Annotated in this window: 13 protein-coding genes; 2 read left to right on the top strand and 11 right to left on the bottom strand. The window is 32.1% G+C overall.

Going from position 1 to position 14,239, the window contains the following annotated elements; genetic code table 11:
• Window positions 1-220: 220 nt before the first annotated feature.
• From APS56_RS13380 to APS56_RS13365, 4 genes are all read right to left on the bottom strand, one after another.
• Complete coding sequence (locus tag APS56_RS13380) at window positions 221-1,171, bottom strand: DMT family transporter (RefSeq protein ID WP_054729225.1); 951 nt, start codon at window positions 1,169-1,171, stop codon at window positions 221-223.
• 444 nt (window positions 1,172-1,615) lie between these two features.
• Complete coding sequence (locus APS56_RS13375) at window positions 1,616-2,608, bottom strand: hypothetical protein (RefSeq protein ID WP_054729221.1); 993 nt, start codon at window positions 2,606-2,608, stop codon at window positions 1,616-1,618.
• A gap of 562 nt (window positions 2,609-3,170) precedes the next feature.
• Window positions 3,171-4,928: an alpha-L-fucosidase gene (locus APS56_RS13370; RefSeq protein WP_098946181.1), complete on the bottom strand. Its 1,758-nt coding sequence runs from the start codon at window positions 4,926-4,928 to the stop codon at window positions 3,171-3,173.
• Between the two features lie 589 nt (window positions 4,929-5,517).
• Window positions 5,518-5,895 carry a DoxX family protein gene (locus tag APS56_RS13365; protein ID WP_054729219.1) on the bottom strand — a complete coding sequence of 126 codons (378 nt, stop codon included), beginning with the start codon at window positions 5,893-5,895 and terminating at the stop codon, window positions 5,518-5,520.
• A gap of 111 nt (window positions 5,896-6,006) precedes the next feature.
• Here APS56_RS13365 and APS56_RS13360 point away from each other — a divergent pair, with 111 nt between their 5' ends.
• A complete protein-coding gene (locus APS56_RS13360; protein ID WP_236778426.1) occupies window positions 6,007-6,357 on the top strand; it encodes a winged helix-turn-helix transcriptional regulator in 351 nt (116 codons plus the stop codon).
• 347 nt (window positions 6,358-6,704) lie between these two features.
• Here APS56_RS13360 and APS56_RS13355 read toward each other — a convergent pair whose 3' ends face one another.
• The 7 genes from APS56_RS13355 to APS56_RS13330 all read right to left on the bottom strand — a co-directional run bounded on the left by APS56_RS13355 (window position 6,705) and on the right by APS56_RS13330 (window position 11,701).
• Window positions 6,705-8,171: a S41 family peptidase gene (locus tag APS56_RS13355; protein WP_054729214.1), complete on the bottom strand. Its 1,467-nt coding sequence runs from the start codon at window positions 8,169-8,171 to the stop codon at window positions 6,705-6,707.
• Window positions 8,168-8,863 carry a DUF4386 domain-containing protein gene (locus tag APS56_RS13350; protein ID WP_054729211.1) on the bottom strand — a complete coding sequence of 232 codons (696 nt, stop codon included), beginning with the start codon at window positions 8,861-8,863 and terminating at the stop codon, window positions 8,168-8,170. The genes APS56_RS13355 and APS56_RS13350 overlap by 4 nt, the downstream gene beginning before the upstream one ends.
• 79 nt (window positions 8,864-8,942) lie before the next feature.
• A complete protein-coding gene (locus tag APS56_RS13345; RefSeq protein ID WP_054729209.1) occupies window positions 8,943-9,515 on the bottom strand; it encodes a Crp/Fnr family transcriptional regulator in 573 nt (190 codons plus the stop codon).
• 90 nt (window positions 9,516-9,605) lie between these two features.
• The gene (locus tag APS56_RS13340; RefSeq protein WP_082379355.1) at window positions 9,606-10,457 is read right to left on the bottom strand and encodes an IS3 family transposase; all 852 of its coding nucleotides are present in this window, start codon (window positions 10,455-10,457) and stop codon (window positions 9,606-9,608) included.
• A 189-nt stretch (window positions 10,458-10,646) separates the two neighbouring features.
• The gene (locus APS56_RS17180) at window positions 10,647-10,856 is read right to left on the bottom strand and encodes a transposase (RefSeq protein WP_236778425.1); all 210 of its coding nucleotides are present in this window, start codon (window positions 10,854-10,856) and stop codon (window positions 10,647-10,649) included.
• A gap of 192 nt (window positions 10,857-11,048) precedes the next feature.
• Entirely contained in the window at window positions 11,049-11,405 is a 357-nt protein-coding gene (locus APS56_RS13335; protein ID WP_054729203.1) for a helix-turn-helix domain-containing protein, read from the bottom strand.
• A 2-nt stretch (window positions 11,406-11,407) separates the two neighbouring features.
• Entirely contained in the window at window positions 11,408-11,701 is a 294-nt protein-coding gene (locus APS56_RS13330; protein WP_054729199.1) for a type II toxin-antitoxin system HigB family toxin, read from the bottom strand.
• Window positions 11,702-12,263: 562 nt separating this feature from the next.
• Here APS56_RS13330 and APS56_RS13325 point away from each other — a divergent pair.
• Window positions 12,264-14,210 (top strand): YgiQ family radical SAM protein, encoded by a 1,947-nt coding sequence (locus tag APS56_RS13325; RefSeq protein WP_054729196.1) that lies wholly within the window; start codon window positions 12,264-12,266, stop codon window positions 14,208-14,210.
• The last annotated feature ends 29 nt before the right edge of the window (window positions 14,211-14,239 follow it).

Genomic DNA, 14,239 nt, shown 5'->3' with positions numbered 1-14,239 from the left:
AAAAATAGGTACAACGTCTAAACCCCATAAACCAAACACCACATGCCTGTTTAGCTTACCTCAAATAATTTTATTTAGAAAAAAGAAGCCTTATAATCTGTTTAAAATTTATTCATAAATATAACATATAGATGTATCATTTGCGACGTGTTTCCACAACTAATTTAATAAAAAAAGCACCGACAGAAAGTCTGTAAGTATTTCCGTAAGCAACTAACCTTTAATCTTGCAAACCACTAACAGTTCTCTTTTCTTTTTTAAAACTATGTAACAACATACCAATAATTACTAATGCAATTCCTATAATGGAGTAAATATCTGGTAGGTGAATTTTTAATATAATAATTTCTCCCACAAGAGCAAATAGAACTTCAGCAGATTGTGTGGCTTCTACAGAAGCTAATGCTTTTTCATCTTTTTGAACTTTATCTGTAGCCATAAAAAACAAAACTGTCGCAATTACACCAGAACATATAGCAACAATTAGTGTTTGGTACACCTGTAGTTCATTTGGGAATTTATTGATGGTAACTCCAAAAATTGACAATAATAACCAAAAAGGCAAACTTCCTAAGGTCATTCCTAAGGTTCTTTGAATGGCATTTAGTTTTCCGTTAGTAACCTGCATCATTTTGCGATTACCTAATGGGTATGCAAAAGCAGCTATTAAAACGGGGATTGTACCCAGTAAGAGTTCATTCATTGAAATGGATTTTGCTTGACTTATTTGCATAATTAATATGCCTAACAATATGATTAATGAGAAAAGAAGAGCTTGCAATGATATGTTTTTTTTAAAACTTGTTTTATTAATAATGGGTGATATTAACATTCCCGCTACAATTGTAATTTGCCAAGTACTTGCTACAAGCCAAGAGGGCCCATAAGCAGCAGCAAAGGTTAGAGGTGCGTAAAAAATGCCAAAACCTATTGTACTCCACAACATCCATTGCCAAGGTTTTTTTTTCATTTCTATCAGCAATGGTTTCAAATTTTTTCTAAAAAGAACTAAAACCAAAAGAAAAGGAATCATCCAAAAGAAACGTAGTGAAGCACTCCAAATCCAATGTCCACCATCGACCGACATTAATCTATTTAATACAAAAGTTACTGCAAAAAATAAGGCGGATAATACGCCTAACAAAATTGCGATTGATTTATTTGATTTCATTTAAAGTTCTCTTAATTTTTTAAGATATTTCATCCTAAAATAGGATTACAGGTTAAAATTGAATTTACGCTGATAATTTACACACCATAATTGGTCTTTCATAGTCTAAAGATACATGTAATCTAACTGCAGTAGAATAATTAATAACATTTTTTAAAGCGCTTTTGGCCTGTGCTAACTCATCAAAGGTTTGGCAGATAAAATTTGTTCTTCAACAATAAAACTTGTCGAGAGATTTATGGGTGCTTAGTAAGAAAAGATAAAGAGCCTTAATTGCTGCGCAATATGTAATCAGCTATAAAACAAGATATTGCAATTACAAAATCAAGATTGATGTATGATAATACACCATAGATATACTTTGATAAAAAATTAAGGTACTTTACCTACTTTTCACCACAGTACTTTGTTATGAGCTGACTTTTTTACAATTCTTTAAAAGATTTAGTAACAGTAATCAACTGAATTATCTATAGCATTTTCAAGATTATCATTAGACTCTACAATTAAATGAGTTCCATCCGCACCTAATAATTTTATAGGGAATATAAAAGTTAGTTCGTCTGCATTTGTATTAAAAGTAGTTACCAAATCTTCATCATTTTCTAGAGTAATTACGTCATCTATTTGTTTATTTGTACGATTTACCTGCAAAGGATAAACAAAGTTTAAACAGTCGCTCTCAGAAGTATCTCTTGATAGCATACAGTTTTCAAAGTAATTCATCAAATCATCTTGATCTCTAAGCCATAACTCTTCGTTGTTGGAAGTGTAGGTTACACTACCAATCCGTATATTATCGTTACTATAATTTGTATTATTATCTAAATTATAATCTGTCAATAATCCATCTAATGAATTTAAACCAATACCCTCAAAACTATCAACTTTACCATTCTCATCAAATAACCAAAAGTATATTGTTGCATTACTATCACAATTTATAGAAATGTCAGAAAAAGGTACAGAATAAACAGAAGTCTCAGTCCAAGTTAAATAACAATATTCAAAGTATTCTAAAATTGATTCCCTTTCAGATATACCTGCAAAACCACTTGGATTATTTAATTGTTTTATAAAAAAATCTTCGTTAGAAAATTGTATGCCTGTAGCTTTCAATGCATCTGTTTTTGCATCCTCATACTCTTTAAGCCACATATCTAATGATTCTATAGGCCCTAAAGTAAATTCATAATAATCTCCTTCAGGATTATTAAAATAACCCCAAGTATATTGTATAAAACTACAGCTGCTATTTGCCGCATTATTTACAAAGAAGTTATAATCATTAATAGAACTTGCTGTAGTAATCACTTTATTTGCTAAATCTGTTGTTATTACTTGTTCGTAAGAGGTAAAATCGTCGTTAGAGTCACAAGACTGTAAAGTGACAATTATAAAAAATGTTAGAACAGATACATTGAAAATATTATTCATAATCAGGTTGTTATCTAATGTTTATTGGGTTATTGTTATTTGTAGTTTTTGTTATATTATTTACTACTGAAAATAGTATTGAGGTATCATCTATTGTGTTTTCACGTGTAGAAAACATATTCCCAATAATTTTACGCCAAATATATCTTTATTTTTAACAAACAAATTTGATTTGAGTAGAAAAAACTTTTTAGTATTTGAGATAATGGTTTTTGTACATAATGTTTAAAATTATGTAGTCTTTATTCAGTACGGGGCACAATAAAAGGTTTCGTCAAGATAAAACTCGTCTATCAACAATAAGACTTGTAGAGAGATTTATGACTATTGGTTAAGAAATAAAATTTGCCTAATAACCATGTGTAATAAGCTATTAAAACAAGCTTTTCCTATAAAAAAACCGGTAATCCTTCAGATAAAATTTTGTTCACAGATTAGCGAAATCAGCTTACTTTTATCTCATTTCTTTGTTAGCAAATCGTATTTTGCAAGTCCAAGTTTAATGGACTTTTCATTCGTATTACAAATTTGATAATTCTTAATTAAATAACTTAACCCAGAATTATTTAGGCAACAACCGTACTTTTTGTAAGTTGATTGCTTTCCAATCTTTATAATCTGGTTTCATATGTATGCTATAATCACCCGCTTTTTGGATAACAACTTCCCCAACATTAATAGTTTTATAAAATGTGAATCCTTCTGTTGCTGGTAGTTTGGTCTTAATTGTTTGTTCTGCAACATCTAATTCTATAGCACTTTCTTCTTCTGATGCTATGTCCAGCAAAATAATATATGTACCTGCTTTATCCACAGTGAAATCCCAATCTACGGTTGCTTTCGCATTTGACCATTGATCAATACAATCATTATTCTTATTGTAAACTACATGCGAGCCTATTACATTATTAATTATGGATTTTTGAGCAGGTAATAGAATGATTCCATCTTTATTTTGTTTGATTTTGTCTGCATCGCTTACCATAGGTTTACCGTTTAATTCTAATACAATAACAGAGCTTATTGAATCTGGAGCTTTGCCTGCTAAAGAAATTGTGGTACCCTGCTCGTCGGTTTTGGTTTTATATTTTTTAGACGCATCTACAAGCAAGTTACAAGATTGTACTTTATTGGTAATAGGAATAAATAGCTTTCCATTTTCTGGCCAATCAAAAACATTAAGATAAAGTGTCGTATTTTTTCCTTTGTTAAGTGTGGTGATACGCCCCCATGCAGGTGTACGGCAAGGACTAGCGCTTGTACCATAGATCGACTCACTATTTTTATCCATCCATTCTCCAATATTTTTTAAACGTTCAACACTTGGCTCTGGGATTAAACCTTCAGCAGTTGGCCCTACATTAAGAAGGAAATTTCCTCCTTTACTAGCAATGTCAACCAAATTTTGAATCAGTGTTTCTGTTGATTTCCAGTTGTGATCGTAACTTTTATATCCCCAAGTGTTGTTCATCGTCATGCATGATTCCCAATCACCAGATAACCCAGTACCTGGGATAAATTGTTCAGGAGTACTAATATCACCTTCGTAATCTCCACCTAATCTGTTGTTATGAATGACTCCTGGAGCAAGTTTTAATAATGGTAAAAATTGTTCTGCACGTTCTTTAGTCATTCCTCGTGGTGTATCCCACCATAATATAGCAGGTTGGTACTGTGTTAAAATTTCCTTGACTTGAGGCACAGCAATATTTTTTATATAATCGTCCATATCATGTTCCTGAGCTGGATCCCACTTGCCTTTTTTATTATTGCCTCTAGCTGAACCACCCTGAATCCAATCCTGAGCTTGCGAATAGTAAAGTCCTAACTTAATGCCATGTTTTTTACATGCCTCTGCCAAGGGAGCAATCAGGTCTTTTTTGTAGGGAGAAGCATCCATAATATCCCATTCCGAAACTTTAGAATCGAACAGAGCAAAACCATCATGATGTTTAGACGTAATAACAATATATTTCATGCCTGCATCCTTAGCTAGTTTTACCCAAGCTTCTGGATTGTATTTAACAGGATTAAACGCTTTAGAGTATTGTTGATATGTGGCCATGGGTATGCTTGCGTCTGACATAATCCATTCGCCATATTTTCCTGCTTTTTCACCTTTGTAAATTCCTGCTGGTACAGCATAAACACCCCAGTGTATAAACATTCCAAATCTTGCAACACGAAACCATTCCATACGCGCATCACGTTCAGCTAGCGTTTCATCAGCATAAGGGTCAAGTGAATCGTTAGTAGATTGTGAATGTACAGAATTCAGTAGTAACATAATTACCGTACAACTTAGCATTAAGGTTTTCATAGTTTTATATTATGGAATATTAAATTATTAAAAATAGATTTAGACACTTAAATTGAATCTATTTGTCAAAAATATCAATATTGAGAATTGAAGAATATAAAACTAAATTCAAAAATTATAAATTATGACTCATAAGCATAGAAAGATAAAAGTAAATTAATACTAATCTTGTATAAGTGATTGGGTTAATGAAATAATTTTAACTCAAAGCAAAAACTATTTTAGCATCAAAATGCCTTGTCCTGAAATATGGCTACAGATTAAAATTCATTTTAAACCGATAATTTATATACCATATTTGGTGTTTTATAGTATAAAAGCATAGGGTACCCCATAATTTAATGGCATTTTTTACAACCCTTTTAGCGTAAGGTTCACAATAAAAAGTTTCGTCAAGATAAAACTCATCTATCAACAATAAGACTTGTAGATAGATTTATGACTATTAAATAAGAAATAAAAATTTACCTAATAACCATGTGTAATAAGCTATTAAAACAAGCTTTTGTTTTTCCACAGCACTTCACAGCAGTGTTTTTTGAATAATCTGCTAAGTTTAAAATTTACTACTAAGGTTTAATTAAACTAACTAATTTTCTATAATTGGTTTGTATTTATCCCAACTAGCCATAATTGCCCATAAATTTATAGCCAATAAAATTAGAGCTATTGAGATACCAGCTATATCGTGTACTAAATGATGCACAAAAATTCCAATCATCACTGGAAGAATTACGATGGCACCTAAAGCTCTTTTTTTAGGTATTGCAATTAAAACTCCACCAATGATTTCAACAATGGCTACAAGGGGAGAAATCCATTTTATAGTCATAAATCCGCCCATTATTTGCATCATTTTTTCAGACATCTCTGGCATTGGCATGTAGTTAAAGAATTTGTTTAAACCTGAATTAATCATCATTAATCCGAAAAGAATACATAAAACTGTTAAAACCTTATTTTTCATTTTAAATTTTTGTTATTAATACTATGCCAAAATTAACTATTTTTGATTACCATTAGTAATCAGATACCTTTAGGTAACTAGTTACCTAAAGGTAATCATGAAACAATAATAATGAAAAAGAAAGAACACAAAGAATGTATGTCTGCCTTATTACCTGTAAGAGATACCTTAGATGTTATAGGTGGCAAATGGAAGATTTTAATCTTAATTTCAATTTGGGAAGGCAATAAGCATTTTAGAGAAATTGAACGTAGTATTCCAAAATTAAGTACCAAAGTATTATCAAAAGAATTAAAAGATATGGAAGAAAACCAGTTAATTACTAGAACGGTTTTAAATGGTTTCCCTGTAAGAACAGAATATACACCTACAGCACATTCCAAAACATTAAAAAAAGTTATTTTGGAATTATATAATTGGGGGGTCAATCACAGAAAAAAAATCTTTGGCAAAAACGCTTAGTTAGTAAACTCTGATGATGTTTAATTTAGATTTTGTTTATATGTTTTGTCATGAAAAATATGACTACAGGTAAAAATTTATTTTAAACCGATAATTTATATATCATATTTGGTGTTTTATAGTCTAAAGACATAGAGAGTATCTGGACTTCATTGCATAAATTAATGGCATTTTTTATAGCCCTTTCATTATAAAAGGTTTCGTCAAGATAAAACTCATCTATCCACAATAAGACTAAACTTGTAGAGAGATTAATGTAAAATAAATAGTACCCACAGATACACTTTGGTGAACAATTAAGTCATTTTACTTGTTTTTTACCTCAGTTCATTGTCACCACACGTTTTTTATTTTATGCTAATCTGTTTAACTACAAAATCTAACTGGCTATCTGTTCCTTTAATTAAGTCCTCAACAGTTAAGGTTACTTCTTTATCGGGCAATATTCCACTCCCTTTTGGAACAGAATTATCAAAAACATATTTATCAATTTTTACAAATGGCATACGTACCATTATTTTAGAATTTGGAAGTTCGTATAAGGCAGAATATTGAGCCGTATGGAAATAGTAGCCCCCTCCAGTTTCTTCACCAACAAGAGTTATATTTTTGTCGTTTTTCGCACTTAAGGCAAACGCACTAGCAGCAGAATAGGTGTTGCCTCCAATTAATACATAGACATTTCCTTTAAATGGTTTTTTATATGGAATCATTTCAGCTTGAGCGTGGTCTTCTGTTAATATCCACCGCTCATCCTCTTTTTGAGCTGAAGCAAAATACATTTCGAAGAATTCAGTATAATCAGACATTGTATGAATAATATATTTTTCTTGAGGTAACACATTTGTAACAGCACTTTCTGATATTCTTTGTTTAAAAGGCTCATTCGTCAAAAAAGAGTACAAGTTAATTGCGTTGATTCTGTACCCTCCAATGTTTTGCCTAACATCTATTATAAGGTTTTCGGCTTTCTTCTTCTTAATTTCTTTAAATAAACCAATTAGCTTTGATTTAAATTCCTGTGGGTCTAAACCGAATGAGTTAACGGTTAATACTGCCGTATTTATGGAGTCTATATAATAAACAAATGGCCATTTTTCTGCTATTCTATTTCTAAAGTAGTCAAGTCGATTTGTGTCTTGATGATACGCTGCAAAGTGAGAATTTCTATTAGGGTATCGGTTACCGATGCTTTTAAATGACTTTGGAGCAATTATATTTGTTTTCACTTCACCGTCTGCGGTCGTGTATTTTACAGAATAACTTTCTTTACTTCCATATTCGTAAAAATGAAGTATCCCGAATTCTTTTTCTATTTGTCGGTATTTTTTCGTTAAGTTGAAACCATCTGATGGTGCATACTTCAATAAGTCTTTTAGAATAGTTTGAGAAGACTTGCCATTGATAGAGGTTATTTCAGAACCAAGGGGAATTCTAAAATCATCAGTGTCAGTATATAGTTTCCCATCTATGATTTTCAATAGTAATGGGAATAATGGAGGTACCGTGTCCATTTTTGGATGGTGTATTACTAAATGACCGTCTTTTGCCTTGTCAGCAATAGTGGAGATAGACTTAAAGAAGTCATTAGAAGTCCTTATTTCCTTAATGTCTTTTTGCTCAAACGTATTAAAAATACTATCCCATTCAGGTTTTGAAGTATATTCATATAAACTTGGATGTCCTGTGGTTAGAATTTCTTTGAAAATAGTGTAGTCTTCTAAGACTTGGCTTTGGGATAGTTTATTTTGTCCAATAGAGTAAAAAGAAAACAAGATTAATATGCATGTTGTAAAGGCGTAATTTACTTTCATTTTTTCTCAATAATTGAATTTACAATAGTCGAATTAAAACCCTTAGCTATCAACCATATTGCTAAAGTTATCTCCAACAAAGCCGTAGGAAAGGCTAGTGAAACATAAGTAGGAGTAATAATATCAATAACATCAAACATGAGTAGTAAGCTTGCAATAATTCCACTTAGCACAGTAGCAACAAGCCCCCAAACAGATAACCACCTAGGAATCAGTTTTGATTGATACAAAATAGCATAGAACATTAGGTTACCCACGCTCAGAATTAAAGGCATTGCAACATGGTTTACCAAATCTCTACCCGAACGTATTAAATTATCTATTGTTTGAAAATGAGATAGTTCAGTACTCCCTGCTTTTACAAACTCCTGACTTAATACCAATAACAGCAGTATACTCAACCAACCTATAAAAATAAATGCCACTGCAATTATTCTGAAAACAAGAAAGCCAATCGTTAGACTGGTATTAACTTTTTTCAGTAGTGAATATAATATTATAGGAATACTTGCATAAATAAGAGCTAAAATAAACTGCATAAAAGCTCTAAATAATATTGCATTTGAATGGATAGAAACACTTTCAAAATTACCCATTTCATCAATTACTGGGTCTATGCTCAAAACACCTACTACTATGCTAAGAATTAATAGTATTCCAACTGCAATTGATTTCTTTCTGATTTTATCCATGATATTTTTACTATTTAAAATTTTCACAAAAATATCATGGGGTTATTTTGAACTCATTGACTTAAGTTAAGAAATCAATTTATTCGTTTATTATTCTCTTCCTGATTCGGCTTAACGACTCTGGTGTAATACCTAAGTAGCTAGCTATTTGATATTGAGAGACTCTTTGAAGTAAATCGGGTTTTGTTTTAAGTAAATTTAAATAGCGTTCTTTTGGGGTAGATGTTTTAAATTCAGTGAAAGATTCTTGTTGCTTTGTTAATATTACTTCAGCTATTACTCTTGATAAGGATTCTAATTGTGGGTACTTTTTATACATTTCTTTTTCTACGGTTGGATTTCCCACATTCACAACTGTATCTTCTATACATTCTAAGTAATAACGAGAAGGTGTTGATTTTCCATAATTGGCGGGTGTGACAACATCTTCTTCCGTATAAAACTCTATGGTTTTTTCTTCGCCATCTTTCAAAAAATAGCTCCTAATACACCCTTTTAATATGAAATAACATTCATTTGAAAAACCACCTTCTTTAAGTAAAATTGCCCCTTTCTTATAGGTTTTGAAAAATGCACTTTCGTTTACCGCATTCTCTAACTCCTTTGTAATTAAAGTGTATTTTGAGAGATATTTTAATATGCTATTTTCCAAAATCCGATTCTTTTTTATTAAATCTATTCATAGTAAGTGATGTTTCTCAAATGTCTCGTCCTGAAATATGGCTACAGGTTAATAATTGATTTACGCTGTTTTTAAATATACCATATTCGGTGTTTTATAGTCTAAAGATAAATGTAATCTTATTTGGTTGTATAAATTAATTGCATTTTTTGTAGCTCTTTTCGCGCGATCCACGTTATCAAAGGTTTGGTCGAGGTAAAATTCATCTTTTAATATGCCGTTCACACGCTCTGCCATGGCATTTTCGTAACAATGGTTTTCTTCCGTCATACTAATATCTATCTTATTTCTTTTAAGAACTTGTGTGTATACATTACTGCAATACTGTATGCCTCTGTCTGAATGATGTATTAAATCTTTAGTGCTCTTTGTTTGGTACAGAGCTTTGTTTAGAGCTCTTACACATCCTTTTAGTTCCAGGCTATCACTTAGATCATAACCGACAATTTTCCTAGAATACATATCTGTTATTAGTGCTAAGTAACAAAATCCTTTAATGGTTCTTATGTAGGTAATATCGCTTACCCACACCTGATTAGGCCTTGTAATTTCCATATCTTTTATCAGGTTATTGTATTTATAAAAGCGATGATAAGAGTTTGTAGTTCTGGCACTGGTTTTCTTTCTTAGTGTGAGCATATTATACTTTCTAAGTACGCTAAATAAAGAGTCTCTGCCGACTTTAATATTGGCTTTGTAAAACTCATTGTCTAACGATCTAATGAGTTTACGCACACCTTCTCTAGGAAGGGATTTACGTTTTCTACTGACTATTTTTATAATTTGTTGTTCCTGTATTAACCGCTTATCAGCTCTAGATTTGTATTTATAATACGCATCACGTTTAAGACCAAAACAACGCGTTATAGTTGTTAAAGATGTAAATCCCTTAGATTTCTCTTTAGCTTTAATTAAGGCTTTATACTTAGCTTTTTTTTTAGTTCAGCTACAGATTTATAGCCTAAGTCTTCGGCAGCTACCTCAAGGTATGAATCTAAAACCAAAGTATCTAAATCCTTTTTAATCAGTAGTTTTTTAAGCTGTTCAATCTCTTTTTGAAGTGCTTTAATTCTAGATATTTAGCTTCGCTGAACCACTTCGTTAGGTTTCGTCTTTTGTTTCCACTTTTACTCTGGTGTTCATTAGATCTTTACGATTGTACTTTTTAATCCACTCGTTGACCGTTGTTGGAGCAATGGAGTAGAGTTTACAAAGTTCGCTCTTTGTGTGTTTACTGGTTGTAAGTTCGGCTAAAATTTTCAGTTTGAAAGGTTCTGAATACCGTCTGATTACTTTGTCATTTTTGTACATAATGTTTAAAATTATGTAGCCTTTATTCAGGACGGATCAAAATTGGGCACAACGTGTTTGTATATGGTTTGTTGCGTGGTTAAGCAACTAAGTTAACAAATAAAAACCGAATAGAAAATCCGCGAGGATTTTCGTAAGCAAGCTCGAACAAGCAATTAATTATACACTTTGTTGCCAACTGGCTTTTTTCAATTAATAATCTTGAATCAAAACTTCAGTAGGGATATGTAGAGTAGTGTTGAGTTTTCTAATCATATCTAGAGTCAGTTTCCTTTTTTTATTCAAAATTTCGCTAACTCTGCTTTTAAATCCAACAACTTCTGCTAAATCCTTTTGTTTCATCCCCATTTGTTCCATTCGGAATTTAATTGCTTCGATTGGGTCAGGCATTCCGATTGGGAATTGTTCATTTTCATATCTATCAATCAAAATTGACAGGATTTCCAATTCGTCTCCATCTTCGGTTCCTTTTTTTGCATCAAAAATTTCCTCAAGTCTGTTGAGTGCGTTTTCATAGTCATTTTCGTTTCTAATTGGTAATATTTTCATAATTAGATATTATTTGCGTCAATTTTATCATATTCAGCGTGAGTTCCGATAAATCTTATCCAGCATATTCCGTACTCAAAATTAAATTTTACAATCAAGCGATAATTATTACCTTTTATATTGTAAACAATTCGATTGTCTTTTAAAATACTAGCACTCGGATATTCACTTTTTAATTCGTTAATATTGTTCCATTCGGATTTTTCAGTTTCTCTATACCACGATTTTAATTGTTCTTCACAATCAGCGTGTTTTTCCCAAAAATCTCGTAAAGTTCGTTTTGCAATTACTCTCACATTATAATTGTTTGACGCAAATATAATAAAAAGTTACCAATTTGGTAATTATTTTGATTTTTTTAGCTTGTTGGCAACGATATGGATATAAAGCGTAGCATTCAACCCAGCTCTTTATTTTTGCTTTTTATATAGTCCGTTAAAAGTAAGCAAAAACTTTCGTGTTAGCATTTTGGATGCTATGATTTATATCTTTTGTTGGTTGCCAGTTTTTATTTTTTATCCGTCTTATTGGTTCCTGATAAAAACGGAGTTTGCCTGGCTTTTCCAAAATAAGGCAAAAATGCCATAGGTGCATTTTTCAATGAGACCGGAAAATATGGTCTATAGGAGAGGCTATGGAACGTTTTTTTAGTTTCTTAGTCATTCTTATCGATTTTACTTTCCAATGTTATTGCTAATACAAATACTTTCTTACAAATTGTCAAAAGAATTTGTATCATGTTTTTAACTTTTTATTTGTGCTAAGGATGGTATTGGAAAGGCAAAAAAATCAGTCCGTTATTCTGATTCTTTAGTATATCTTATTTAGGAACCGATTTTTACCTATTTTTGCAGCGCTATGCAAGAGTTAAAACTTTCAGATTGGTTGCCTACCACAAACAAAGAGGTAAAGATTCGCGGTTGGGATGCCTTGGACGTCATCCTATTTAGTGGGGATGCCTATGTAGACCATCCGTCATTTGGACCAGCAGTCATTGGCCGTATTTTGGAAAGTTATGGGCTACGTGTGGCCATTGTACCGCAACCCAATGTGAATGATAATTTACAGGATTTTGTAAAAATGGGAGCGCCAAAATTGTTTTTTGCAGTTACAGGTGGTTGTATGGATCCAATGATTAGCAATTACAACGCCAACAAAAAAAAGCGTGACAAAGACGCATACACACCCAATGGCGATATTGGTTTTAGACCCGATTATGCTACTACCGTATATTCTAATATTTTAAAAGAAAAGTGGCCTAATGTCCCTGTTTTAATTGGAGGTATTGAAGCATCATTACGTCGTGTAACACATTATGATTATTGGAGTGACAAATTAATGCCTTCTATTTTAGAGAGCTCAAAAGCTGACATGTTAGTGTATGGTATGGGAGAACAACCTTTGCGGGAAGTTGTTCGATTACTACAAAAAGGGGTCCCTTTTAGCAATATAAACACGGTGTTGCAAACTGCACTTTTAATAGATTCTAAAGATGCTATTCCTAAAAATAGCAATTGGGAAGATGTTGAAATTGCTTCGCATGAAAAATGTTTACAGGATAAAAAAGCATATGCTTCCAATTTTAAAACCATAGAACAAGAAAGTAATAAATTAGCTGCAAGACGTATTTTTCAAAAGATTGGTAATAAAACATTGATGATTAATCCACCATACCCAACCATGACGGAGGATGAAATTGATGCTTCTTTTGAATTACCTTATACACGGCTACCACATCCTAAATACAATAAACGCGGACCTATTCCTGCTTACGAAATGATTAAATTTTCCATCAACATTCATCGGGGGTGTTTTGGAGGGTGTAGCTTTTGTACCATTTCGGCACATCAGGGTAAATTTATTGCCTCACGGAGTAAAGAATCTGTATTACGAGAAGTAGATACTGTAGCAAATATGCCTGATTTTAAAGGCTATCTATCAGATATTGGTGGACCAAGTGCCAACATGTATAAAATGAAAGGTAAAGTGCAATCTATATGCGATAAATGTGTTGCGCCTTCATGTATTTCACCTGTTATTTGTAGTAACTTAGACACCTCTCACAAACCCTTAACAGAATTGTACCAGGCGGTTGATAGTCATCCAAAAATAAAAAAATCATTTATTGGTAGTGGTATACGCCATGATATGCTGGTACCAGAATTCAATAAAAACTCTGATCCAAAAGAGTTAGATGCCTATACTGAAGAGGTCATGACCAAGCACATTTCTGGCAGATTAAAGGTAGCTCCAGAACATACCAGCGATCCTGTTTTAAAACTGATGAGAAAACCTTCTTTTTCTTATTTTCATAAGTTTAAAGAACGTTTTGATAAAATAAATATTAAAAACAATTTAAAATTACAATTAATCCCATATTTTATTTCAAATCATCCAGCATGTGAAGCTGAAGACATGGCTAATCTCGCTGCCGAAACCAAAGATATGGGCTTTCAATTGGAGCAAGTACAGGGCTTTACCCCTACTCCTATGACGGTTGCAACAGTTATTTATTATAGCGGTTACCACCCCTACACCCTAAAAAAAGTAAATACTCCAAAAACCCGTAAAGAAAAAGATGAACAGCATCGGTTTTTCTTTTGGTACAAAGATGAAAATAAAGCCTGGATTAAAAATACCTTAAACAAATTAGGTCGTCAAGATTTACTAAAAGTACTACTTCCTGACAACAACAGCTGGCGTAAAAACAAACCAAACAAGGCTAAACATACCTTTGATGATGCCATTCCTTTTAACCAAAGAAAAAACAAAGCGAAATTTAGAAAGAAGAAAAAGCGAAATTAAATTCTCTTTTATATTTCTTTTAATCTGCT

This window comes from Pseudalgibacter alginicilyticus, from assembly GCF_001310225.1.
In the GTDB taxonomy this organism is placed as follows: Bacteria; Bacteroidota; Bacteroidia; order Flavobacteriales; family Flavobacteriaceae; genus Pseudalgibacter; species Pseudalgibacter alginicilyticus.
Note: the sequence above shows the minus strand (reverse complement) of the source record. Positions and strands in the feature narration are given on the sequence as shown.